At 48.6% G+C, this 24,070-nt stretch carries 22 protein-coding genes; 10 read left to right on the top strand and 12 right to left on the bottom strand.

Going from position 1 to position 24,070, the window contains the following annotated elements:
* Positions 1-61 precede the first annotated feature (61 nt).
* Together NZM01_04985 and NZM01_04980 are read left to right on the top strand one after the other, a co-directional pair.
* The gene (locus NZM01_04985) at positions 62-1,168 is read left to right on the top strand and encodes a hypothetical protein (protein MCS6959383.1); all 1,107 of its coding nucleotides are present in this window, start codon (positions 62-64) and stop codon (positions 1,166-1,168) included.
* A gap of 56 nt (positions 1,169-1,224) precedes the next feature.
* Positions 1,225-3,753, top strand: coding sequence for an ATP-binding protein (locus NZM01_04980; GenBank protein MCS6959382.1), 2,529 nt, complete (start codon positions 1,225-1,227; stop codon positions 3,751-3,753).
* Here the strand turns inward: NZM01_04980 and NZM01_04975 are convergent.
* Positions 3,713-4,330 (bottom strand): hypothetical protein, encoded by a 618-nt coding sequence (locus NZM01_04975; protein ID MCS6959381.1) that lies wholly within the window; start codon positions 4,328-4,330, stop codon positions 3,713-3,715. The two genes, NZM01_04980 and NZM01_04975, sit on opposite strands and share 41 nt — an antisense overlap.
* 58 nt (positions 4,331-4,388) lie before the next feature.
* Between NZM01_04975 and NZM01_04970 the strand changes: the two genes are divergently transcribed.
* Positions 4,389-6,065, top strand: a complete 1,677-nt coding sequence (locus tag NZM01_04970) for an NAD+ synthase (protein ID MCS6959380.1) — start codon at positions 4,389-4,391, stop codon at positions 6,063-6,065.
* A gap of 3 nt (positions 6,066-6,068) precedes the next feature.
* Here the strand turns inward: NZM01_04970 and NZM01_04965 are convergent, their stop codons facing one another.
* From NZM01_04965 to NZM01_04950, 4 genes are all read right to left on the bottom strand, one after another.
* Positions 6,069-6,449 (bottom strand): response regulator transcription factor, encoded by a 381-nt coding sequence (locus tag NZM01_04965; protein MCS6959379.1) that lies wholly within the window; start codon positions 6,447-6,449, stop codon positions 6,069-6,071.
* Positions 6,450-6,576: 127 nt separating this feature from the next.
* Positions 6,577-8,742 carry a glycosyltransferase gene (locus NZM01_04960; protein ID MCS6959378.1) on the bottom strand — a complete coding sequence of 722 codons (2,166 nt, stop codon included), beginning with the start codon at positions 8,740-8,742 and terminating at the stop codon, positions 6,577-6,579.
* Positions 8,739-10,010 carry an HlyD family efflux transporter periplasmic adaptor subunit gene (locus NZM01_04955; protein MCS6959377.1) on the bottom strand — a complete coding sequence of 424 codons (1,272 nt, stop codon included), beginning with the start codon at positions 10,008-10,010 and terminating at the stop codon, positions 8,739-8,741. Before NZM01_04955 ends, NZM01_04960 begins: the two co-directional genes overlap by 4 nt.
* 110 nt (positions 10,011-10,120) lie before the next feature.
* On the bottom strand, positions 10,121-12,316 hold the full coding sequence (locus tag NZM01_04950) for a heavy metal translocating P-type ATPase (protein ID MCS6959376.1): 2,196 nt from the start codon (positions 12,314-12,316) through the stop codon (positions 10,121-10,123).
* A 422-nt stretch (positions 12,317-12,738) separates the two neighbouring features.
* On the opposite strand from NZM01_04950, the gene NZM01_04945 reads away from it, so the two are divergent.
* The 6 genes from NZM01_04945 to NZM01_04920 all read left to right on the top strand — a co-directional run bounded on the left by NZM01_04945 (position 12,739) and on the right by NZM01_04920 (position 17,249).
* The gene (locus tag NZM01_04945; GenBank protein MCS6959375.1) at positions 12,739-13,947 is read left to right on the top strand and encodes a response regulator; all 1,209 of its coding nucleotides are present in this window, start codon (positions 12,739-12,741) and stop codon (positions 13,945-13,947) included.
* Between the two features lie 63 nt (positions 13,948-14,010).
* Complete coding sequence (locus tag NZM01_04940) at positions 14,011-14,643, top strand: RDD family protein (protein ID MCS6959374.1); 633 nt, start codon at positions 14,011-14,013, stop codon at positions 14,641-14,643.
* Between the two features lie 44 nt (positions 14,644-14,687).
* Positions 14,688-14,882 carry a 50S ribosomal protein L33 gene (rpmG, locus tag NZM01_04935; protein ID MCS6959373.1) on the top strand — a complete coding sequence of 65 codons (195 nt, stop codon included), beginning with the start codon at positions 14,688-14,690 and terminating at the stop codon, positions 14,880-14,882.
* 5 nt (positions 14,883-14,887) lie between these two features.
* On the top strand, positions 14,888-15,103 hold the full coding sequence (gene rpsR, locus NZM01_04930) for a 30S ribosomal protein S18 (protein MCS6959372.1): 216 nt from the start codon (positions 14,888-14,890) through the stop codon (positions 15,101-15,103).
* 14 nt (positions 15,104-15,117) lie between these two features.
* Positions 15,118-16,512: a family 10 glycosylhydrolase gene (locus tag NZM01_04925; protein MCS6959371.1), complete on the top strand. Its 1,395-nt coding sequence runs from the start codon at positions 15,118-15,120 to the stop codon at positions 16,510-16,512.
* Between the two features lie 47 nt (positions 16,513-16,559).
* Positions 16,560-17,249, top strand: a complete 690-nt coding sequence (locus tag NZM01_04920) for a PHP domain-containing protein (protein MCS6959370.1) — start codon at positions 16,560-16,562, stop codon at positions 17,247-17,249.
* Between the two features lie 2 nt (positions 17,250-17,251).
* Here the strand turns inward: NZM01_04920 and NZM01_04915 are convergent, their stop codons facing one another.
* The 5 genes from NZM01_04915 to NZM01_04895 all read right to left on the bottom strand — a co-directional run bounded on the left by NZM01_04915 (position 17,252) and on the right by NZM01_04895 (position 22,412).
* Positions 17,252-17,707 carry an FKBP-type peptidyl-prolyl cis-trans isomerase gene (locus tag NZM01_04915; protein MCS6959369.1) on the bottom strand — a complete coding sequence of 152 codons (456 nt, stop codon included), beginning with the start codon at positions 17,705-17,707 and terminating at the stop codon, positions 17,252-17,254.
* Positions 17,708-18,007: 300 nt separating this feature from the next.
* Complete coding sequence (locus tag NZM01_04910; GenBank protein MCS6959368.1) at positions 18,008-19,054, bottom strand: ATP-grasp domain-containing protein; 1,047 nt, start codon at positions 19,052-19,054, stop codon at positions 18,008-18,010.
* 1 nt (position 19,055) lies between these two features.
* A complete protein-coding gene (locus NZM01_04905) occupies positions 19,056-20,375 on the bottom strand; it encodes a hypothetical protein (GenBank protein MCS6959367.1) in 1,320 nt (439 codons plus the stop codon).
* Between the two features lies 1 nt (position 20,376).
* The gene (locus NZM01_04900; GenBank protein ID MCS6959366.1) at positions 20,377-21,180 is read right to left on the bottom strand and encodes a class I SAM-dependent methyltransferase; all 804 of its coding nucleotides are present in this window, start codon (positions 21,178-21,180) and stop codon (positions 20,377-20,379) included.
* Positions 21,181-21,182: 2 nt separating this feature from the next.
* On the bottom strand, positions 21,183-22,412 hold the full coding sequence (locus NZM01_04895) for a sedoheptulose 7-phosphate cyclase (protein MCS6959365.1): 1,230 nt from the start codon (positions 22,410-22,412) through the stop codon (positions 21,183-21,185).
* A gap of 462 nt (positions 22,413-22,874) precedes the next feature.
* On the opposite strand from NZM01_04895, the gene NZM01_04890 reads away from it, so the two are divergent.
* Positions 22,875-23,195: a hypothetical protein gene (locus NZM01_04890; protein ID MCS6959364.1), complete on the top strand. Its 321-nt coding sequence runs from the start codon at positions 22,875-22,877 to the stop codon at positions 23,193-23,195.
* On the opposite strand, the gene NZM01_04885 is transcribed toward NZM01_04890, so the two are convergent.
* Both NZM01_04885 and NZM01_04880 read right to left on the bottom strand, forming a co-directional pair.
* Entirely contained in the window at positions 23,196-23,369 is a 174-nt protein-coding gene (locus tag NZM01_04885) for a 50S ribosomal protein L32 (protein MCS6959363.1), read from the bottom strand.
* Between the two features lie 28 nt (positions 23,370-23,397).
* Positions 23,398-24,060: a type III pantothenate kinase gene (locus tag NZM01_04880; protein MCS6959362.1), complete on the bottom strand. Its 663-nt coding sequence runs from the start codon at positions 24,058-24,060 to the stop codon at positions 23,398-23,400.
* Positions 24,061-24,070: the final 10 nt, after the last annotated feature.

Raw genomic sequence — 24,070 nt, 5'->3', positions numbered from 1 at the left:
TATTGCCTTGTACAAATATGATGCCAAATAACTGGGCAGTTTAGAGCAAGAGGCGAAGACAATGGGTAAGTTAAATCTGGAAGATAGACAATCCTGGCAAAGATTTCAACGGATTCTCACCAGCTTTATTGCCGATTACATTGACCTGTTAGCGCCCGAACAAGCGGATATTCGCTACGACCAAGAAACTCTGTTTCTGGGTTTTACCCTGTTGTCGGCTGCCCCTGATGACCCCCAACTTGCTTACTTTATTGCTCAGTTGGAACAGTTTTTGCGCCGGTTGCCCTTAGCTGGTATCAGGTCTATTGAGCTGTCCTTTATCAGTGTTAGCACCAGGGAATCTCTGCTAGTCCATCGTTTTCCCATCAACTACTTGGCTCCCGATCGCTCAATCGTCCGTAGTTCGACAAGCTCACTAAGGAGTTCGACAAGCTCACCAGGGAGTGCCACAGGTTCACGGAGAGGGGGGGCGCTAGTGCGCCGTCTCCAAGGTTGGTTGACTAACTCTCAACTGACTACTGCAATTACTAACACGACTAAGACGCTCATTCGCCAACCGAAACAGGCGATCGTGGCAACAGGGGAATTCACACGCCAGAAACTGGCGCAAACCCTGGACTGGATTGATACTTTTGCTTGGGAAGAGTGGGCAAGGGGGAAGGTAGAGTGGCAAAAGCGCCGTCACCGCCGCAACCTTTGGAAAGCTCTGGTGGAAGACATTATCTTCATTGCCTTGATTGTGCTGCTGGTATTATTGGGCGGCAGACTGCTCTCAGGTCCTACTCTGGATTTAGCGAAACTACCACCCCAACACTACGATCGCACTTTTGCCAATGCCCGCTATAGCTGTGGTGCCCCTGGTGTTACCCGCAAGAACTATGTCTGTCTGCGGGCGGGAATGAGCTACAACCGTGTCAAGAAGATTTTGGGTGGGGAAGGAAAAGTCCTAGCCATTGACCCCAGATTTGGTAAAGACAGCAGTGAAGCGAAAAAACTCCTAGCCCAGCAACAGCAAGCAGGTTTCTTCTTCCGTCTCTTTAACCGTAAGCAGTCGGTGGGAGAACAGGTGGCAACGATCGTGAGTTGGTCGGACGGTAAAGGAGGTACCATCAACGCTACCTTCCTGGGCAATCGCCTGGTGGCAAGGGGGTATCGCGATATTCAGTAAAAGTGCGGTGAGTGAAGGTCTGTGACAAAATAGAGATGGTTCTTTTGCCTCTCTGAATGTCTGCTGCGCCTGCCTATCGCCGATCGAGTCTAATCCGTCGGGTTTTGTCAGGGTTGTTTTTAAGTGTTTCCCTGCTAACGACGGCTTGTTTGCTTTTGTTGTTCTACGTCCATGTGGGCAGCCCTGAATTTCAGTCCGTTGCCACAGTAGTTGCTGTCGGTTGTTTGGTAGTGGGGCTGGCAGTGGGAATTTATGTAGCGCTCTCGATATTGCAGCGGATTCAACCCTCCCTGACGGAACTGGCGATGGTGGCGGAAGCCCTCTCAGCGGGGAATTTGTCGGTGCGGACGACGATCGAGCGGGACGACGAACTAGGGGAGTTTGCCCGAGCATTTAACCGCATGGCAGACCAACTGGAGGCGGAAACCCAGAAACTCACAGCGCGGGATATTCAGTACGGTGTGCAGTCCCTTGACCAGGTCCTTGTCAGTACCACTGATTTGGATAAGCTCGTCCAAAACAGTCTAGAAAAAGTCTGCTATCTCACAGGGGCACAGATGGGCACAATCTACCTCTGGCAAGAGGATCGGTTAGTCTTGGGCGCCCAGTGGGGACACAATTCTTCACCGCCTGTAGTGCACTTGGGGGAAGGGATTGTGGGGCAAGCTGCCCAGAAGGGAGAGCCAGTGATTTGGGAGAATACAGACAGTGATTTTCTCTACGCTACACCGATCGGGAATATTATCCCCCGCAGCCTCTCTGCTTGGCCCCTCCGCCTCAAACGCAGTTTAGTGGGTGTTCTGTTTCTAGCCAGTCTTACCCCCCTTTCCGACCAAAGTCAGAATTTGCTCAACTCCATAGATAGACGCTTAGCAACAGCAATTAGTAATGCCCAGAGCGTACAAACGATCGCGCGGCAAAGGGAGGAATTGACGACGCTATTTGAACAGTTAGTAGACGGCATTTTACTCTGTGACCCCCAGGGCAAGATTTTGAAAATCAATTCGGCGGGACGACAGATGCTGGGTTTTGCCTGTGACCCCCAATCTTCGCCCGTGGTGGCAAACTCCATGGTGGAGTTAGTGCAGCAGTTCAATATCCGCAATAGCAAGGGGCAACCCATTGACCCCAAACAACTAGTCGTCTTTCCTGCTATGGAGAAGGGTACAGTAGTCGAAGATGAGATTATTATGTACCATCCCGATCGGGGGGAAGTCATCCTCAGTACGAAAGCCGCTCCGCTGCTGGGTGTTGCTAATGAACAGTTGGGTAGTGTGATGATTTTGCGGGATGTGACCCAGGAACGCTACAGAGAAAAGATGTTGGAAGAGACCAACTATTTAATGATTGAACAACAAAAGCGGATGAGCATCCTGCAACGGCTGACTAACTTAATCAACCAACAGTTAGATAACTTAGATGAACTATTAGAATCAATCGTGGAAGCCACCTGTGATGCTTTTACCTGGGCAGAAGTGGGTATTTTAGCCCTATACGACACGAAGCAAGAACAGTTAGTTTTTGCTGCCACGAAGGGATTACATGTCAACTTAGAGGGGTTACCCTTGCACGAAGAGAGTGTCCTCACCCGTGTCTTCCAAGAAGGTGTCCCCCAACAGGTGACAGAAGGCGATACTCCCTTATTGGACAGTGTGCGTTTGCAGAGCGCTCTCTGTGTACCGATCGAGTCCAGCCGATCGGGCAGATTAGGGGTATTGGCAATTGGGCATTCCACCTTAAAACAAGTCAGTTCCCGGGAAGATTGTAATTTGTTAGCATCTTTTGGTATTCAGGCAGCGATTGCTATTAGTAATGCCCAGTTAATCAAGCAGATTGAATCCCAAAACGCCCAACTCCTGGAAGCCACACAACTCAAAAGCCAGTTTTTAGCGAACATGAGTCACGAATTGCGCACACCGATGAATGCGGTAATTGGGTTTTCCCAGGTATTATTGCGGCAGAAGCGCGACCCCCTCACAGAAAATCAAATTGACATGATTGAGCGCATTCTCAGGAATGGCAAGCATTTACTAGAGCTGATTGATGACATTCTCGACTTATCCAAAATTGAAGCGGGACAGATGGAACAACACCCCGAATACTTCCACCTGGATGAACTTATCCATCACACCTGCGAAAGTCTGCAACCCCTGGCAACGCAAAAGTCCCTGCAGTTTCTGTTTCAAAACAACTATGGTCGTTGTACCCTCTACCAAGACCCCCGGCGTGTCCGCCAGGTGATTACCAATCTGGTTTCCAATGCTATCAAATTTACCGATGCGGGAGAGGTGCGCGTAGAACTGCGACCAGCTGAAGATGGTATGGTCAGTATTGTGGTACAGGATACAGGGATTGGCATCGAACCCCAGTACAAAGAACGGATTTTTGAGCAGTTCCGCCAACTAGATCAGTCTTCTACCCGCAGGCATGGCGGCACGGGCTTGGGTTTAGCTATTACCAAGGAACTAGTGCAAATGATGGGGGGCACGATCGGTGTAGAGAGTACACCAGGGGTAGGTTCTCGCTTTGAAGTCCGTCTACCCTTTAGGGTAAAAGAGCTGCCACTACCACCTGCAACAAATTAGGCAAATCGGCGGGGACACGAAAGAGGTTTATATCCTGCCAAATCAGACGGCTAGCGGGGTGGAGAACGCCAAACTGCCAAATATCGCCTGCTGTGATAGCTCCTAATAAGTTAGTCTCCTTGGGTTGCCACTGATTGAGGGCGATCATCTGCACTGCCAGTTGGGTAAAACCTTTGCTCAGGTCGCTATTGTGGGCATGACAAACCACCACTCGTTTTTCTGCTTTGTAGAGATAGTAATCAATTGTGCCCTGGAGTTGTTCACTCACCTTGACGGGATAGTCAATTCGCAGTTGCGCCTCGGTAAAATCTGCAATTTCTAATAGAACAGGTGCCACCAAAACTTCGCGGCGGGCATTGGCGCTACTCAAACTGATTGAGCGTAGACTACGGGTAATACGATATTGCAATTCTTGGCAGCGTTCAGGGGGGACAAAACCCTGAGCAAGGTCTAGGGTGTCATGGCGGAGGGTATAGTCAAAAGCTTGTAAGATGTCCTCTGGTTCAAAGGGCAGATCAACATAGTTGTGGAAATTGTAAGGGTGTCCCGCCTGAAAAATGGTGGACTTAGCAGCCATAAACCCTAGCCAAGAACTATACTTGCTAAGATAACAAAAAATTGCTCTAAGTTCCCCTATGCGTATTGCTCTCGCCCAAATCAACCCGATCGTTGGCGACTTGGAGGGAAACACCCGTAAGATACTGGCTTTGGCGAAAGACGTTGATGTATTGATTACCTCTGAACTAGCTCTGTGTGGCTATCCGCCTAGGGACTTACTCCTCGATCGCAGTTTCATTCACGCCACGCAGCAGTCTTTAGCCGAACTAGCCCAGTCCCTACCACCGCACATCACCGTTTTAGTGGGCGCACCAACTTTTGCCACAACAGGTGTAGGTCAACCCCTCTGGAACAGTGCCGTTTGTCTGCAGGGTGGTAAAATCAGCCAGGTTTTTCCTAAAAGACTATTGCCTAACTACGATGTCTTTGATGAGCAGAGATACTTCCGATCGGGGACAACTGCCAACGTTTTATCTCTACAGGTAGGAGAAAAAAAGATAAAGATTGGTGTCACCATCTGTGAAGACCTGTGGCACGATGTGGATTTTCTCGACCCCCTCTACGACCAGAATCCCCTGGCAGAATTGGTCAGACAACCGATCGACCTGTTAGTCAATCTCTCTGCTTCTCCGTTTACAATGCAAAAACAAAGACTGCGGGAAAAAATACTACAACACCATGCCCAGAAGTATGAATTACCGATCGTGTACGTCAATCAAGTAGGGGGGAATGACGATTTAATTTTTGATGGCAATAGTTTTGTGGTGAATAGGCAGGGAGAAGTAGTAGCGAGGGCTAAAAGTTTTCAGCCTGATTTGTTGCTCGTAGAATTTGACACGAATAAGGGAGATTTTCCCCTGCCCGTTACGCCTGGGTATGGGGTGGCAACAGAAGCAGAGGTATGGCAGGCACTGGTTTTAGGCTTGCGGGATTATGCCTACAAGTGCGGCTTTCAGAGAGCAGTTTTAGGCTTGAGTGGAGGGATTGATTCTGCCCTAGTGGCAACAATTGCTACGGAAGCTCTGGGCAGAGAAAATGTCTTAGGCGTGCTCATGCCTTCTCCCTATAGCTCCAGCCATTCCATTGCCGATGCCCAACAACTAGCAGATAATTTAGGCATCAAAACTGTTGTCATCCCTATCACTCCTTTGATGCAGAGTTATGACCAAGCTCTTGCGCCGCTCTTTCAAGACAAACCCCCCGATGTCACAGAAGAAAATCTGCAATCCCGTATCCGTGGCACTCTCCTAATGGCACTGTCCAATAAATTTGGTTATCTTTTGTTATCTACAGGCAACAAGTCAGAACTGGCAGTGGGTTATTGCACCCTCTATGGCGATATGAACGGCGGTTTAGCCGTAATTGGTGATGTCCCCAAAACCTTAGTCTATCGTCTTTGTCATTGGTTGAATGCTGCCCCCGATTTTCCCCTTCAGCATCTCACACCTGGTGTGCTCATTCCCCCTGCCATCCTCACTAAAGCCCCCAGTGCCGAACTCAGACCTAATCAAACTGACCAAGACTCCCTCCCCCCCTACGACATCCTGGACGATATTCTCTTTCACCTCATCGATCGCCATGCCTCCCGCCCAGAGATTGTGGCACGGGGTCACGACCCTGCTACCGTCGATCGGGTCATCCATTTGGTCAGAAGAGCGGAATTCAAACGGCGACAAGCAGCGCCTACCCTCAAAATTAGCGATCGTGCCTTTGGCACAGGCTGGCGGATGCCTATTGCGTCTAAATTCCGCTGATTGTTAAAATAATGAGCGAATCACCTCAACCAGTTTATTGACACAAGTCCCCTTCTCACAAAAAGCATCTACTATTGCCCCCTCTGCCAAAGCCCTCTCTTTGCCCCCCTCTACAGAAGAATAAGCCACAATTCTCACCTCTGGCCAGTGGTGTTTAATGATGCGGGAGGCACTCCAGCCATCCATGACGGGCATATGCATATCTAAAATCACCACATCGGGACGCTCCTTTTCAACCTTCTCCAATACCTCCTTGCCATTGCCGGCAACCCCCACCAACTGTAAAAACTGATGGCGCATGAGCATAAACTTAAGGGCGCATCTTGTCAACTCATGATCGTCGGCAATCAATACTCTGAGGACTCTCGGGGTGGAAGACAGCATAAAAGACGCATCATTAACAGATGTAATTAATTATACTTTCCACCTGATTTTCCCAGTTCTATCATTGGAAGTAACTACCTCAATTGCGAGTGTTAGCCTCCAACAATTTAATATTTCTTTAACACTACTAGTTTTGTTTGACGCAGTAACCACGAACGCAGAAAAAAGGATATAGACGAAACACACTGACTACCATACTCCAAAAAGTTTGCCACTCACTTGCTGTTACTTCCTGCCACTGGTAGGGACGGCAGTATAGGTAGGGAATGAGTAATCTCCAGCCAGCTAAGTCCATATCTAGAAACTTTACTCCCACCCTTGCCTCCTCCGGATGACACTGCCGCGGCATCACTTCTACGGGAATAGCTAAACCTGCCAAGGGACTGGGGTGAACAAAACGTAAACTCCCCCGCAGGGAAAAACAATAGGGGTACTGCCAGAGGGACAGGAGCGCTCCTCCCTCCGATAAATCAATCGTGACACCCTCAAACACCTGCTCCCCTACCCGTAACTGGCAAGGTTCTTCGGCAGGAAACCGCGTGTGGCGGCGCTGGGGTACATCGATCGCTGCCATGATGCAAATTAGGAGAAGCAACGAGTTGTAAGTTACCCAAAAGATATTAACTGCCATACTATCCACGTTATTAGCTACGTTCGTCCAGCCCACAGCATGGCGCACTACACCCAGAATAGAGAGGAGTAATATCCCCAGCAAGGGGCGTACTAAAATCCAGTTAACCCTAATGCGATCGGGGTCAACAACACCCTTGGGAGTCACTTTGAAGGGCTTATTGTGGGGGCTGATGAGAGTTTGTAAAATCGTAATACTCAAGGGCAGACACAGAAGAGTTTCATAGACATCAGACCAAAAGGCAGAACGGCGATTTTCTGTCAGCCAGGAAAAGCACATTACCCCCCCAATATAGTAGGGCAAATAGAAAAAGATGAGCTGGTCAATCGTAGCTCTTAGGGGGGCAATATCAAAAAGCAGGTAGGACAGAGGAGCAAACAGAAACATCACCCTTGGAATGGACAAAAACCAATACAGTACGCCTAACCCATGGGAAAAACGTTGCATCCAACTTAGATTGGGTACAGAGAGGAAATTGACATCAGAAAACAGTAGTTGCAGTGTCCCCTGTCCCCACCGCATTCTCTGGCTGACAAAAGACCCGATCGTTTCTGCTGCCAAACCTGCTGAGAGGGCTTCATTGAGGTATTTCACTCGATAGCCCCGCGCTTGCAACCTGAGACTGAGGTAATAATCCTCTGTCACAGTACCTGTGGGAATACCGCCGATTTCATCCAGGACAGAACGACGCACCACAAAACAAGTACCACAACAAACTACTGCGCCCCAAAAATCTCTACTGGGTTGAATATGGCGGAAAAACAGGGTCTGCTCATTGTTGACTATACCCTCCAACCCCAAGTTGACAGTGATGGGGTCTTCATTGAAGAAATTCTGGGGAGTTTGCACCAAAGCAGTGTAGGGGTCTTGGAAAAAGCCCACGGTTCTTTGCAAAAAATTGCGGGAGGGGACAAAATCAGCATCAAAAATAACCACCAATTCCCCATCAATAGTGGGCAGAGCATGGTTAATATTCCCTGCCTTGGCATGACGGTTGTCAGGACGATCGCGGTATTCACAGCCCAATTCCCTAGCCAATTCTCTAATTTCCGAACGGCGTTTGTCATCTAGGAGGTATATTTTTTTGCGGGGATAATCCATAGCCTGACAACCAATCACCGTACGTCGCAAAATCTCCGCATCCTCGTTGTAGGTGGGAATCAATACATCTACCGTCGGCAAATATCTACCCGTCAGGACTGCCTCACTCCAGCGATCGGCTTCAGCAGAACGATCGAGAGAAAAGATATTGTGAATGTAAAAAAAGACGGAGTTGAGGACAGACACCGATTCAGCTACAAACAAGGCAAGGGAAACTGTGGCACTTAACCAGTCATCTAGATTAAGAGTGACAAACAATCGCCATAGGAGATACCTCAGACCCAAAACAGCACTGATAGTACAAACCACCACTTTGCTAAAAGCGTTAGCCCGCGGGAATATTTCTTTAAGTACAAACGTAAAGGCAAACCACACCAGGGCTGGTAACAAGAGAGCTTGGAGAGTAGCGCTGTAGGGACGAAAGTACAGATTACCCCACTGCCACAAATTGACTACTGCCAGAACTAACCAACTATAGTCCAGGCTAGAAAGCACAACGATCGTTGTGAGTACCACTCCTGCCCAGAAAACATAAACATCCAGAGAGCGGTTTAGTTTCACTGTTGCTCCTTGGCTAGAAACTCTACCTCGACACTCTGACCCACACCACAGAAATGACCAGATTGGAGACTTTTGCGCTCTGTCCCCACTAGCTCGAACTGCACTTCCACCTCATTTCTGACCAGCTCAGGGGTAGGAACTGCTACATCCATACCTACTCTTACTCGCCCAGGACCGCCCCGAATTGCCCGTACTCGCCCTCTGAGAACCCTGTCTGTTCCGTCCAGAAAGCGGATACGCGCCAACTGTCCTACCCTCAGTCGAGGACTAGCCCTTTCTGCCACCAAAGCCGATACCCACACATCTGCACAATTAACCAGCTGTAACAAGGGAGTACCTGCCCCCACATGGGTACCCAGAGTGCCCGTCTTCATATGGACAGACCACACTACACTGTCTACAGGGGTTTTTATCTCTTCTGTCTGAGCGAGTTGTAATTGTTTCGTCGCTGTTTTGATTTCTGCTGCCAGCTGCAGAATCTGAGTTTTAATCGTTTGTTTTTCTTTTTGCAAATCGGTTATCTCTCGCTCCAACTCCAGCAGCCGTATGGCAGGAAAACTAAATGTGCGGGCACTGTCTATCTGCAACCCTGCTTCTGTTGCCGCCAAAGCCACCCGATTTTTCTCCATTTCCGCCTGGCGACTAGCCACAGCTTCTTGCGCTACATGCAACTCTGCAAGAGCCTGATCCGCCCTTTGGGGGGGCACTACACCCGCTGCTGCCAAGTCTGTGAAGCGCTTAAACTCCTTCTCCGCCAACGCCAATTGTGCCTGGGCTGACCGCAATTCCCTTCGACTACGTTCCAAATTGGCGCGAAAAAAATTTAGGTCTAGCTGGGACTGCTGCTCCGCCTTCATAACTAGGTACTGATAGAGCTGTTGCCGCTGGGCTAACTGCCCCTCCAGGTTCTCCAACTTTTGCTTAGATACTTGCAACTCAGTACGTATTTTTTGCAAATCAATTTCTAGCTGTGGATTTCTTGCGTTGGTTATCTTACCAATTCCTGTCCCCTGTGGTAAGAACTGTCCAGGTTGTACTGACTCCAGCTGCAGTACTCCCTCCATAGGAGCGTGGATGTGAATGATCGGCGCGTTAACATAGCCTACCCGACTAACTACCCGCCCGAAACGATACCATGCTAGATAAGCTCCTAGACCAAGTAAACCTAACCCCCACAATAGCCTAAACCAACGGAATAAACCGGCCCTTCGCACAAATTTCGCGGGCAAGACAAGTTTTTCTGTCGGTGGAGAAATAATTGTGCTCATACTATGTAAGCATAGGTATGACTCTATACTCAGTATACCCATTGCCACAGGCTAGTTTCCCAGCACGGGAAACAAAATATCGATAATTCTTAGATAATTTTTAGATAGATTTATCGCCACCACCAGCGCAAGGATAGGGAATTGATGACCACACTGACGGAACTAAAAGCCATTGCCATCCCTGCAATTGTGGGTGTAAGCAATATACCAAAAGAAGGATAAAATGCACCTGCTGCTAGAGGAATACCCAAACAATTGTAGAAGAATGCCCAAAATAAATTTTGCCGAATCTTAGCAAAAGTTGCCCGACTTAACTCGATCGCTGTGGTGAGCACTTGCAAGTTTTGGGGCAGCAGGACTATATCCGCAGTTTCCAGTGCCACATCAGTCCCCGACCCGATTGCAATACCCACATCAGCTGTTGCTAGGGCTGGGGCATCATTGCTCCCGTCGCCTACCATTGCCACTTTGTACCCTCGACCCTGCAGGGTTTTAATAGCTGCCGCTTTGTCGGCAGGTTTGACATCTCCCATTACCTGCTGTCGCCCAATCCCTAGTTCACGCCCGATCGCCTGGGCTGTTTCCTGTCGATCGCCGCTTAGTAACCACACTTGTAACCCCAGGCTCTGCATATCTGCCACTACTCGTTTTGCCTCTGGTTTGAGGGGATCGGAGATGGCGACTAAACCAACAAATTCCCGATCTAGGGCAACAAAGATAGTAGTTTTTCCTTCCTCTGCCCACTGGAGAGCTTGTTTGCGCCAGAAAGCTGCAATTTCGATGCCCTGCTGCGTCAGCCATGCTTGGTTGCCCAAATAAATTATATGACCGTCCTCTGTCTCCGCTCTGATACCAAATCCCCCTACTGTCTCACAGCTTTTGAGGGGTATGAGATCAACGCCGCAGGCTCTGGCTTGGGCAAGGATGGCATGACCAATCGGGTGATTTGCCCCCACTTCCGCACTGGCTGCCCATTGTAACAAAGGAAAATTACTATTCTTAGGAATAACAGCGGCTACCTGGGGCTTACCGATCGTCAGTGTACCCGTCTTGTCAAACACGATCGCGTTGACATTTTCCACTGCTTCCAGGCTCTCTCCCCCCTTGATGAGAATACCACGCTCTGCACCCATGCCTGTACCCACCATCAAAGCCGTGGGGGTGGCTAATCCTAGGGCACAAGGGCAGGCAATAACTAACACCGCAATCGCTAGCTTGAGAGCAAAAAAGACCTCTTGTCCCACAGCTATCCACACCGCGAAAGTAAGAATTGCTAAAACCAGCACACCATAGGTAAAAAAGCCGGAGACCCGATCGGCTAATTTTTGAATGGGAGCTTTGCTAGCTTGAGCAGTTTCCACTAAACGGATAATCTGTGCCAGGGTAGTATCGGCTCCTACTCTGGTTACTTCTACTTCAATTGCCCCCGTCAGATTGAAGGTGCCCCCTGTTACTTCCGCCCCTACCATTTGCTCCACAGGCAGAGATTCCCCTGTAACGAGGGAACGATCGATAGTAGTTATCCCCTGCACAATCACACCATCGACGGGAATTTTCTCCCCTGGTAGGACTCTCACCCTGTCCCCGACACTCACCTGGGCCAAGGGAATGACAAATGCCTGGTCCCCCACAACTACGCGGGCAGTAGGGGGCTGTAGGGCAAGAAGAGCACGGAGGGAATCGGTTGTTCTGCGTTTAGCTCTGGCTTCTAGGGCTTTGCCCAGGAGAATGAACCCCAACAACATTACTGGCTCTTCAAAAAAGCAATGCCAGCCCGTCCCTGGGAAAAAGAGCGCTACTACACTGCACAAATACGCTGCCACAATGCCGATGCCTACCAGAGAGTTCATATTGGGAGTACCGCGCCCTAACATCTTCGCCCCATCGACTAGTAGGGGTCGTCCTGGTACAGCTAGAGCTAGTGTTGCCAGTAAGCCATGGAAGTAATCATTACTCAAAATGGGATGGTGATGTCCCAGATGCCCAACTAGGGCTACTGTAATCAATGCCAGGGATACCCAGATGTCACGGTGAGAGGGGGTCTCGATCGGTGGTTGCCCAAGGGCAGGCAGGTCAGTTTCCCCTTGTACCTGGGCACTGTACCCCCCTTGCTGCAGACGTTGTAATAAGCAGGGAATGATTTTATCCCCGTCCGCCTGGGTAAACACTGTTGCCCGTTCCAGTAGGAGATTAACAGTTGCCGCCTCTACCCCTTCGCATTGTTTGAGCAACCTTTCTACACTGGCAACACAGCCGGCACACTTCATCCCCTCAATTGTCAAGGTCACTGCCCTTGTCTTAGCCATGTTTACCCCCCTGCCAGACACCAAAGCCAATTCTAACTCCAGGTACTCCTCCCCATTTTGTAGTCAACAGGACAGAATAGTACACGTAGCCATGACCCACCCGACTGTGACAAAAAGTTGAGTCAAGAAATAGCAAATCAGTAAACTTCCCCCAAGCCCTTTCCTAGAGCACCTTCTACTATGTTCTCACAGTTGACTCGGCGGGGAAGAACCTATGTTCATCTATACCTTATGTAAATTATTTTTAATAATCCTTTACTCAGCTCACTGTTTGGGTACTATTACATTTTAAGAATTTATTTCAATATTCAATTTTTCTTAACTCTTTTCAACAATTGTTTAGTTTTCAACTAGCAACAAAACCCAGGCGGGTCAACGATAATTTACATTCGTTTACATAAATTTCTATTAGGAGGATCGAGATGGTAGCTAACGTGATTGAAAGACTGGACTGGGATTTACAGGAGGCCCTAGACCACTGTGGCAAGGGGTTTTCTGGCAAGCTACACATCCGATCGAATCTGGGCTACGAGTGGTGTTTCCACTTCTTCATGGGCAGGATTGTAGGGGAATCTAGTGGTGTACACACGGGTAGGAGATGGCAGCGGTTATTGCGCCGTCACCCTGATTTGGTCGGCAAGGTAGAGGCAGAAGAGTTTTGGCGGGACAGTGCCGCTGTGTTGGAACGGATGGTGAAGCGGGGAGAAATTACCCGTGAGCAAGCTCTGACCTGGTCTAGGACAAGCCTGCTGGAGTCTATGTTTGATATTTTGCAGTTGCAGTGGCTCTGTCAGCAATCGGAGCACTCCCGTTTGTATTTTCATTTGGCAGTAGAATCTGACCCCCAGAAAGGCATCCTGCCCTGGATTTTCTTCCGCGTCCCTGAGTTATACCATGAAGCCCTTACACAGTTTTTCCTCTGGCAACAACGCCACTTAGGCAGGCTCTCTCCCAACCTAGCACCTACTATGAAGGGTCTGATTCCCCTAAATGCGTCCGCCCCAGAAAAGAATTTGCTAGCCCTTGTAGATGGGGAACGAACAGTAAGGGATTTAGCTTGCCAGCTGGATCAGGAACCGATCGAGGTTATGGCATTGCTCATGCCCTTTGTGGAGCGGGGTATCGTTGCCCTCCGAGCTATTCCTGACTGTATTACGCCGAAACGGGAACAAACACCCCTTGTACCAATCAAGCCTGCGGCTAAACCTTTGATTGCCCATATTGACGATAACCCGATCGAGGGCAAGTTGATGGGGAGCATTGTGCAGGAGTTGGGTTGTGATTATTTGGGTATCAATGAACCCCTCAAGGCACTGCCAGAATTACTCAAAACTCTCTCCCACAAAGCGAAGCCAGCGTTGGTGTTTTTGGATTTGGTAATGCCGATCGTAAGTGGCTATGAAATCTGTGCCCAGTTGCGCCGGGTGCCTGCCTTTGCCGAAACGCCCATAATAATTCTGACCGCCAATGATGGCATAGTCGATCGGGTGCGCTCTAAAGTAGTTGGGGCAACGGAATTTGTCAGCAAACCCATCAACCAGGAAAAGATCGCCCAGCTCTTGGATAAGTACAAGGTCGTTAGCAGTAACAATAGGGAACCGCATTTGCAGTTATCTACTCAATTTATCTAATTATCTAAACACCAGGTAGGCGGTAGGTTTTTGTGTCATCCTATAGATAGCAATTAGTTGTCTATGTTTGACCTGGAGCCTGCCTACACACGTTTACGCCTAGGGTTGGTAGGGCAGAGGATTTTTGCCTTTGCCATTGACTTTTTCGCTGTCAGTTTTGTTGCCCAATTCATCGAAGCGTTTTTTAACATCCAAGGGGGGGCAAGACTGCTGGTCTTTACCATGGTATGGGGCTTCAATCGCGTCTTCTTTGCCTCTGGCAATCAGTCCCAAAGTTGGGGTCATTTTGCCCTCAGTCTCAAGGTTGTCGATATGTACAACGGTAGACCAGTGGGGGCGATCGAGTTAGCTCGCCGCGAGGGGGTGATTTTCGTACCCCTCTTCTTTTTGGTCCTGTCCCTTCAGAGTTTTAACTACCAATCTGCTTTACCTTTATTCCTTTCCCTACCCCTGGTAGTAGATATTGCTTTCGCCTTTGCTGACAATACTAAAAAACAGGCACTCCACGATCGGTTCGCCCAGACCATAGTTATCCTGACTAAGCGGGGGTTAGCCCTAGACCAAAGGCTAGCCAACTTGAGTCGTACCTTGGACAGGAACAGAAGGCGATTGCTGCAGGATGAATACTACCAGCCCCCTCGTCGCCAACGGGCTTACCGTGAGGAGGAATATGAACGCCGCCGTAGACGTTACTAGAAAATTTGTGTTATATTTATTTGTCTGTGCTGACTAACTGAGCTATGGCAAAGAACAAGGGCGTTAGGATCATCATCACGTTGGAGTGTACGGAATGTCGCACCAACACCAATAAGCGATCGCCAGGGGTCTCCCGCTATACCACGATGAAAAATCGCCGTAATACCTCCGGGCGACTAGAATTAAAAAAATACTGCCCTTATTGCAATAAACACACTGTGCATAAGGAAATTAAGTAGCTATGGTGACGTTTTTTCGTAAAAGACTTTCCCCCATCAAGCCCTCCGATCGGATTGACTACAAGGATGTCGATCTGCTGAAGCGGTTTATTACGGAGCGGGGTAAAATTCTGCCACGGCGGATTACAGGGCTAACGGCTAAGCAACAGCGCAAACTGACTAACGCTATTAAACAAGCCAGGATTTTGGCGCTCCTGCCCTTTGTCAATAAGGAAGGTTAACGCTTTCTGTTTGTGTGAGGAGATGGTGGCTTTGTCTGTTAGGGGCTTGGCTCTGGGGAGCAACTGCCAGGGCGCAGGAGTTTCCCTTTTGTATTTTTGACCGAGGCGCGGTAGAGCAAAAAGCCCAGCTTCTGCAAGCTTCCCTCAATGGAGACAACGGGGCCCAGCTGCAATACCAGGCAATTGTAACTGCCCACAGCGATCGGTTGCAGGCTTGTCGAGCTAGCTCTTGGCTCAAGCACCATGCCGTGTGGATTCGCCTTTACCCCTGCGACCTCAAACCAGGCAAGCTGGAGCAAATTTTAGACAATGTCGTCAATTTTGGCTATAACCGTCTGTACGTCAACGCTTTCTACGATGGACGGGTGCTACTACCCCACAATAATAATCCTACCGTTTTCCCTTCTGTAGTAGGGGAAAAACACCCCCAAGCTGACCTGTTGGCGGAAGTGATCAAAAAGGGAAGAGAACGGGGGATCAAGGTCTATGCCTGGGTTTTCAGCCTCAATTTTGGTCCCAGTTACAGTCGCCGACCCGATCGACAGGGAGCACTTGCCCGCAATGGTTTTGGAGAAACTAATTTACAAGACCCTAATGCCATTCCAGAAGAAGCAGGGGTTGCCCATATTTTTGTTGATCCCTATAACCCCCGCGCCCAAACCGATTTTAAGGCGGTGATTACTGCCATTGCCCAACGTCAGCCCGATGGCATTTTGTTTGACTATATTCGTTACCCCCACCGCACCCAGCGCATCACCCACGATGTCCGTGATTTGATGATCTACAGCTATGTTTCGGGCACCCAGCTCCTTGCCCGCGCTCTCAGTCAAGAGGGTTACCGCCTCATTTATGACTATCTCAAGCATGGCAAAATCGATCGGCTAGTTCCCCCAGGCACCAAACTATGGCAATTACCTAATGGACAGGCGGTGGTAGCTAATGGCAATGACCTCAACCAGTCGCTTTGGCAACTGGCAACAGAACACGCACGCTGGGGAGTGACCAATTTTCTGGCTAAGGCAATTCCCCCTACCACCATGACCACGGGAGCAGTGTTTTTCCCCTACGGCAACCGCAATTTTCCTGAAGGTGTTGACCCCCGCCTACAACCCTGGGAACGCTTTACCATGGTGCAGGAGTGGCATCCGATGCTCTATGCCGCCTGTGGACACACAGGATGTATAATCGAGGAGCTTGAGCGTGTCTGGCGGTCTGTGCCTAGGGGGATTGCGGTCTGTCCTGCCCTGGCAGGTTTTTGGGGTACACCGAGAGGTAAACGCTTACCCCTAGAAGTACAACTAGCTGCTATTCGCAGCCACAACCCTTACATCCAATGTGCTAGTCATTTTGCCTACTCCTGGCTAGATTTGCAGTCCGATCGGGAACGCCGTCATTGCCAGTTGCCCTAAATTCTCGTTAAGATAGGTAAAGTTTGTTGTTACTGAGGGTGCGTTTTATGGTAATAGCTACATCCCCAACTGTGAGATCAGCCACCACCTCTGTTCTACGGCAGATTTTGGCAACGGTGGAGGGGAGTAGTTGTCCCTATACCCTCAATTTTCACCTCCACTCCTGTTTCTCGGATGGGCAGATGCACCCCCGCGATATTGTCGAACAGGCAGTCAACTTGAAGGTGCGCCATTTTGCTATTACTGACCACCACACGATCGAGGGGTACGAAGTGGCACGCCAGGAGCTGATTTATCGGAAACGATCGGGGGAGACCAACTTGCCTCAGCTGTGGACAGGGGTAGAGATCAACGCTAGTCTGCTGTTTACGGAAGTCCACATTTTAGGGTACGACTTTGACCCCCGCCACCCTGCCCTCATGCCCTATTTGCAAGGTAAAGCTACTGCTGGCATTGATTATCAAGCTGTCAGAGTAATTAGCGCCATTCACCAAGCAGGGGGTATTGCTGTGTTAGCCCATCCCGCCCGTTATCGCCGTCCTGCCAGGGAATTAATTACCGCGGCTGCCAAGTTAGGCATTGATGGGGTAGAAACCTACTACAGCTACGAAAATTGTGACCCCTGGCAACCCACTAAGAAAGTGACGGCAGAAATCAAACCGATCGTGGATGACCTGGGGTTATTGCACACCTGCGGCACTGACTCCCACGGACTAAAGATCACAAGGCGTATTTAGTTTCATCGCGGGGCGATCCGCAACAGCTCCACGTCAAAGATCAAAGTAGCATTAGGGGGAATCACGCCACCTGCGCCTTGGGCTCCGTAACCTAACTCGGGGGGAATTACTAACTCCCGCTGTCCCCCTACCTTCATGGTGGCAATGCCTTCGTCCCAACCTTTGATTACTTCCCCTACCCCCAGACGAAAGACAAAGGGCGTACCCCGATCGCGGGAACTATCGAATTTTCTGCCATTTTCCAGCTTGCCTGTGTAGTGCACGAAGACAAGTTGACCATTTTCGGGGGTAGGACCCGTACCTACCTTAATATCGCGGTATTTAAGACCAGAGGGTGTGGTGATGTATTCCCCTGGGGGAGCAGCCACCACCTGTTCTTGCCCCGCTACAAACTGGGCTATGACTAAGACTAGGACTGCTACTACCGTTACGGCAAAACTAACCAGAATTCCTTTCAAAGACGTATCTCCAAATTCACCTCTACGGGAACGATTGCTAAGGAGCTAATCGTCATCAATTCCCCCAGAATTATACATGAACTAGATTGCTAATTTTGCCATAAAGTGCCAGGTTGTCTCCCCACAGCAACTCTCCAACCCAATCGGGAAGGCTTGATCAGGCCCTATCATAATTCCTAAAAATCACTAGACTTCTGAGAGAATCCACGCCTTTTGTCCCCTAGGTTTTATCCCATGCAAAAGCAATCACTAGATGCTAAAGACATTCCCAGTTAGGTGATGCGCAGTAGCTAACCCTGTCTATGAGCCTCCAGACATACCTGGGCTGTTAGAAGCATAACCTCTCCTAGCTGTTGTAAGCATCTTGGCAAACAAATCCCCTAAGTCTATGCCAGCACTCCTAGCCATTGTCACAATTACACTCTTGGGAGAGAAGGAGCAGTAGAGTCCAGCTTCTAGGAAATAAATTTCTCCCCCAGGATTAATCCGCAAATCAAATAAACTGTAATGGCGACAACCTAAAGCGCGATGGCACAATTTCGCCACTTCCCATACTTTTAGAGTCATGCAGTCATCTTGGGGGTGAACTATCCAAGCCTTGCTGGGGTCTTTCGCTGTTAAATACAGCTCTCCCGTTTCTGTTGCTCTAATCTTGCTCTCTACAGTGCGAATGGGATAGTCAGGATCGATCGGATATTCTTCCAGAGGTAAACAAATTAGCCCATCTCCTAAGTCTAAAACCCCACATCTGACTTCCCTGCCAGGGATAAATTCTTCTACTAAAACCCGATCGGATTCCCGCCATGCCACAGCTAATGCCTTTGAATATTCTGACTCCTGCCGCACTAAAGAAACGCCAATGGAATTATCTGCATCCACAGGTTTAACCACTACAGGGGGAGATAGAGAAGGTTGTTGATGTTTACACAATATTTCTCCTCTTGGTACTTGCACACCTACACTACTAACGATCGCTTTTGTCTTAGCTTTGTCCGCTGCCAATGCCATCAAACTGCCTGTGTTACCAATGTAGGGAATCTGTAAAACCTCCAACAGAGAGCGATAGACTGTCATGCCTGGCAGACAAAACATCTGGGGCAAGGCAACATCCACTCTTTCTTGTTCCAGCCTGGCAATTGCAGAAGCTAAGGACAGAATAGCAGCCCGATCGATGTCTGCCTGAGCTAGGGAAACAGGGAACCGCCATCCTTCTTTCGTTACATAGGCAATTAGAAATTCATACCGATCGTTTTGCCCTAGTGCTTCTATAGCATCTTTGGCATAGAGGCGAGACAACTTTTCATAAAAATTACTCACAGGAGAGCCAACTAATTGGAGGATTTTCATATCAATCCCCTGCTAACTGCACCAATTTACCGATGTTAAAATCTATCCTCACCCAACCCTTCTGTTTGACTAAATCCTGCACAAGTAACAGAGGAATCTGCCAATGATACACCATTAAAAAAGGCAGGGGATCATTGCTACTAAATATACCCTCCTGACCGTTAAAAATAATCGTTAGACGCTTTTGCACTTCCCTCAGGTCAAAAATATGCGTCACTAACCGCCATAATTCATGGTATAGCCAGTAGATGGGACGACTGTTAGGAAGCGGGGTAATTGTTTCCCTAAATTCCTTCGCTAGATATGCCTCTGCCAACTGGGGATGATTGTAAAACATCGTGATAGCAGAATGGGTACGGGGATTACATTCAATGGGATAAACTTTACCATCCGCCGCTGATTGAATGAAATCGAAAGAAATTTGCCCCGTTAACCGTAATTTACTGACAAAAGTGGTTACCCACTCCCGTATCTGGGGATGATCGACATATTCATAGTTCACCTGAAATGCAGAAGAGCGACAACAACAGTGTACTCTTAATTGCCCATCCCATACCGTACTGTGGGTGCAGTATTCCTGACCAGGGATAAATTCCTGCATCACCCAGGGATTCTCCGTTGTAATCGGTAAAGAATTGAGAAATTCGACCATTTCTTCTTTCGTCTGGCAAGGTAGCTTGGTTAGATTCAACCTCCTTACTGCATCGTACTTGATACTCTTCAAAATGAAAGGGTGGGCAAAATTACCAAAGTCAAAATCTAACACCTGTTGACGATCGGTAATTAGGAAAGAGTGAGGCACCGTTAATCCAAGTTCTTCTGCTGTTTTGATGAAACGATACTTGTCGTCTAGCAACCCCACCACATCAGCAGAGGGCTGGAAGACAGTACAGTAATTATCTAACACTTCTCTGGCTTTGGCATCATAATAACTGGCAACAGGACTGCAAACAGGAATGTAAAAGTCAACTTTCTCCTTCTGCACAATTTCTAACAGAGCCGCAGCATATTCCTGCTCCCTCGGATCAGGAGTTGTGTAAAACCGATCGATACACCAGGAAAACCGACTGCCTGCTAACCAATACTTGTGGGTCTCTAACAACACAACTCGATAACCTGCTCTGTGAAATGCCCGCGCCAAATGCAATCCCTTGCTCATCTTCCCCCCACTGACCATTACCGTCTTGTTCCTGCCGTGAGGATGCCTAGGGCGCAAGACAGCCAGCAAAGCCGCCATAGCAGTAAAAATCAGGTTAAAAGGCAATAACAGAAATAAGAGTAAAAGAGTCCCAATATTCTGGGCTATGACCTGGAATCTCATCTTATACTCGCCGAATCAATGTCACACCATCCCGCAAAGGAACAAGCACCTGCACAACCCGATCGTCATGCCTTACCACCTCATTAAATGCTGCGATCGCTTTACCGTTTTCCCCCCGCTGTGCCTCTGGTAAATAAGCTTGACCTTCATAGAAAGTGTTGTCTACAGCAATTATTCCCCCTGGTGCTAGCAGATGGCGATCGAGAATAAAACGAAAATAGTCAACATATCCCCCCTTGTCCGCATCAATGAAGATAAAGTCAAAGGACTGACCTTCTGCTGCCAATTTTTGCAAAGTCTCCATCGCTGGTGCTACTCTTACATCGATCTTTTTCCCGTGGGGTGACAGACGAAAGGACTCCTGGGCAAACTGCGCGGCAAAAGGGTCAATCTCACAGGTAATCACTACGCCATCCTCTGGCAAAGCCTCTGCCATTGAGAGAGCGGAATAGCCCGTAAACATGCCAATCTCCAACACTCTTTTCGCTTTGAGGGCATATATCAACATCTGTAGAAACTGCCCTTCCACCTGCCCTGACAGCATTTCGGGAATCAAAGGCTTTACCGTCTCCCCTTGATGATACCGAGACTGCCAATCCTCCGATCGGGTTCTCGCCACCAACTGTTGCAGCGGTTCAGAATCAGGACTGGTACAGTATTCCGTATAGGGTTCCATGCCCTGGGCTAAAGCCGTCGCTGCCTCTAACTCTTTCAAAAACTCAGAGTCAATCTGCAACTCCCTTGCCTGCCTTAGCAACAGTTGCAGTTTTTGCGCCAAAATACCAACAGGTGTAATCGGTCTCATGGCTATGCTACCGCTGTTTCAGGATGATCAAGACTCATAAACATATCGATACCTGCCCCCTGCCGCGGATAAGACTGACAAATCTCTTTGTGCAAAAACAGAGTCTGAGTCAGCTCCTCCTTCGTCAAATCATTTATGAAATAACAAGTCCCGATCGGTCTGGGTACAGCTGCCCGTTGTTTACCATCTCTGGTACGGGTGATAGATTCTGTTGCTCGCCACAATAATTCAGGGGTGAAATACTCACTATCTAGGGCTAAACCTAGCCGACTCATTAAACTCAAAATACGATGTAATTCTGTTTCCGTAATATAGCCCCGTTGCCAGGCAATTGTAGCGGAAAACGCCATATCTATATTGACACCGTGCCCATGAAACATGGGAATTTCTGGGGCTAATTCTAACGTCGGACTCCAAGTGTGACCGTAGGCAATCACCCGATCGAGGTCAAGTTCATGTAAGTTGGGAACCTCTAGTTCCAACATGCGTTTAATTGCTTCATAGGTAATGTAATGCCCTACCTGGCGCAGCTCCTCTGAACCATCTAGGAAGCCAAATCTGGTATAAAGCAAATCTTCCCCGTATTGTTCTAGTTTGGCAAAAAGATCAGCATGGGCAACAACCGCAATTTTAATCAGTTCTGCCATCCCGTTGCGCACCTGGGCGATCGGTAAAGTCTTAAGAAAAGAAAAATCTAAAATCACCTGCTGGGAAGCATGATAAGCACCTAGACGATTCTTCAGCTTACCATGATTGACCGCCACCTTAATCGCGACACTAGCATCAATTAGACCAATCAAAGTAGTAGGCACACGGATATAATTTGTACTCCGTCGGTAGGTAGCACAGGCAAATCCCACTACATCAGTCATCAACCCCCCACCCACTACTAGAACCGGTTCTTTGCGAATCAAGCCAAAGTCAACAAAAGCATCAATAATCCGTTCAAAGGTGCGCAAATTTTTGTCCGTTTCCTTGATAACGATAGGGAAAACTGTCAAGGCAATCCCGTAATGGGTGAAATACCTGTCAATTTCCTCGCGGTAAAGATTGTAGACTACAGGATCAATTACCAATAAACAACGCCCAAAGGGTCGATAACATTCTGCCAGTTCTGTGTTGCCAATCCGAAAAGCACCATCAACATAGAGCAGACTAAACTCAATCTTTTCATAGCCCTCTACGTGGAATGCCTTCTCAGTAGCAGTAAAGTGTGCCTCAATCTTACCCATAGGTTTTGTCTATCACTAGGCTAAATATATCACAACATTTCACTTTGTAAACATGAGTATAACTACGGATACTTTGCCTAAGAAATTAGGCTCAATATAGCTAATACTAAGCAGAATCTATCTCTAGCTATATAAATTTACATAGCCAATCTGAGACAATAATTTGTTCTTAATTAACAATCATAGGCAAATTTTAATAATTTATTAATATTGTTTTATTGTCCCATTTTTCTTTTACGCAAATTACGATGGATGGAAAACGAGTTGCCGAAGTTATAACAAAATTGTTTGCCAATAAATGTTTCTTGTACAGGAATAAGTATTTCTGCTTAGGATAAATCCTGCTCCCCAAGGGAATTCCGTAAAGTTTTGCGAGGGAATGTAAACATTGACAACAATAATCCCCTACCCTGAGAAAAGATGATTAAATCGAAGTTAGGGATAGATAAATATAAATGGTTTATGAAGCACTTTCAGGATGAATGGGTGGAAGAGTGGTGTAATGCTAATGGCTGGACGGAGTTATTTCAGGCGGAGGCGAATAACTATTGGGCGTTCCCCCCTGGGGCGGTCATCCCTGAGCCGATTCCCACGAAAATCTTAAAGTTAATCAAGGCGCAAAAGGGGTTAACGGCGGATGAACAGTATTGGTGTGCCCTAGCGGTGGCGTTTACTGTGATTGGCGGGGGAATGACTCTGTGGTCGGCTAATCCTCTCCCCCTGTTGTTGGCGTTTGCCTTTGCGGCGGTTACCGTAGCCCAGTTGGAAGTAGAATTTTCTTGACTACTCTTCTTCCTCTTCCTCAGCCTGGGGATAGATAAAGCTGCGGTTATTGCCTGTCAGAATTGCTTTGCCCAGGGATAGGGCTTTTTGGGCAGCTTTACGGGCTTTAGCCTTCCACACGGCTTTGCGGGTAGCGGACTTGGCTTTAGAGGTGCGTTTTTTGGGAACTGCCATAGGGTCTAATTTGAACACAGCCTTTTTATTATAGTTCTGCCATCCCCCAGAAGACTAGGTGGGGGTCAAAGTGGCTGCTAGGAAAGTGTTGTTGCCAATACTGCCCATCCCCGCCCGTGAATAGGGTCAGACAAGACCGATCGTTGATAAATTTGTGCAAACCTGCTGCGATGAAATGGAACATACCACTGGCAATTGCTCCAGGGGTGTTGTGGCTCCACAAGGGTGGCGGTTGATCAGGGAGCGGGACGGTGGGTAAATGGGGCAGGCGTTGGCGGTAGGATTGACGCAGTATTTCTATACCAGGGAAAATTGCCCCCCCCGCAAGGTTACCCAGTTCATCAATGGCAGTTAGGGTAATTGCTGTACCGCAGTCAATCACTAAAACAGGGGTACCGTAGCGATGAATTGCCCCCCAGGCAGCCAAAGCCCGATCGATGCCCAGGGTGGGATAGGAGTGGGGGAGGGGAACATCAGCCAGGGTGAGGACTTTACTGTGGGGTAAGTTTGCCCAGGGAGACAACTGCCGGGGATTGACACTGGCTATCAAAATACGGTGGAACTGATGGGGATTGAGGGGGAGTAATCGATCGTAGGGGTCATCGCCCCAGTCTAGGAGGGTTTTACCTTGTAGAATTGCCCAGTGCAGGCGGGAGTTGCCCAAGTTGAGGGCGAGCCAGTTTTCCGTCATGGTAATCTAA

Source organism: Pseudanabaenaceae cyanobacterium SKYG29 (genome assembly GCA_025055675.1).
GTDB lineage: Bacteria > Cyanobacteriota > Cyanobacteriia > Pseudanabaenales > Pseudanabaenaceae > M5B4.
This window is presented reverse-complemented; position numbering and strand designations above follow the sequence as displayed.

Bases quoted from the DNA above. Each gene is read 5' to 3' on its own strand.
- NZM01_04955 (MCS6959377.1), bottom strand. From the start codon at position 10,010: ATGAGCACAATTATTTCTCCACCGACAGAAAAACTTGTCTTGCCCGCG.
- NZM01_04890 (MCS6959364.1), top strand. From the start codon at position 22,875: ATGAAGCACTTTCAGGATGAATGGGTGGAAGAGTGGTGTAATGCTAAT.
- NZM01_04900 (MCS6959366.1), bottom strand. From the start codon at position 21,180: ATGAGACCGATTACACCTGTTGGTATTTTGGCGCAAAAACTGCAACTG.
- NZM01_04970 (MCS6959380.1), top strand. From the start codon at position 4,389: ATGCGTATTGCTCTCGCCCAAATCAACCCGATCGTTGGCGACTTGGAG.
- NZM01_04950 (MCS6959376.1), bottom strand. From the start codon at position 12,316: ATGGCTAAGACAAGGGCAGTGACCTTGACAATTGAGGGGATGAAGTGT.
- rpmG (MCS6959373.1), top strand. From the start codon at position 14,688: ATGGCAAAGAACAAGGGCGTTAGGATCATCATCACGTTGGAGTGTACG.
- NZM01_04905 (MCS6959367.1), bottom strand. From the start codon at position 20,375: ATGAGATTCCAGGTCATAGCCCAGAATATTGGGACTCTTTTACTCTTA.
- NZM01_04980 (MCS6959382.1), top strand. From the start codon at position 1,225: ATGTCTGCTGCGCCTGCCTATCGCCGATCGAGTCTAATCCGTCGGGTT.
- NZM01_04965 (MCS6959379.1), bottom strand. From the start codon at position 6,449: ATGCTGTCTTCCACCCCGAGAGTCCTCAGAGTATTGATTGCCGACGAT.
- NZM01_04940 (MCS6959374.1), top strand. From the start codon at position 14,011: ATGTTTGACCTGGAGCCTGCCTACACACGTTTACGCCTAGGGTTGGTA.
- NZM01_04895 (MCS6959365.1), bottom strand. From the start codon at position 22,412: ATGGGTAAGATTGAGGCACACTTTACTGCTACTGAGAAGGCATTCCAC.
- NZM01_04880 (MCS6959362.1), bottom strand. From the start codon at position 24,060: ATGACGGAAAACTGGCTCGCCCTCAACTTGGGCAACTCCCGCCTGCAC.
- NZM01_04985 (MCS6959383.1), top strand. From the start codon at position 62: ATGGGTAAGTTAAATCTGGAAGATAGACAATCCTGGCAAAGATTTCAA.
- NZM01_04975 (MCS6959381.1), bottom strand. From the start codon at position 4,330: ATGGCTGCTAAGTCCACCATTTTTCAGGCGGGACACCCTTACAATTTC.
- NZM01_04885 (MCS6959363.1), bottom strand. From the start codon at position 23,369: ATGGCAGTTCCCAAAAAACGCACCTCTAAAGCCAAGTCCGCTACCCGC.
- NZM01_04945 (MCS6959375.1), top strand. From the start codon at position 12,739: ATGGTAGCTAACGTGATTGAAAGACTGGACTGGGATTTACAGGAGGCC.
- NZM01_04920 (MCS6959370.1), top strand. From the start codon at position 16,560: ATGGTAATAGCTACATCCCCAACTGTGAGATCAGCCACCACCTCTGTT.
- NZM01_04910 (MCS6959368.1), bottom strand. From the start codon at position 19,054: ATGAAAATCCTCCAATTAGTTGGCTCTCCTGTGAGTAATTTTTATGAA.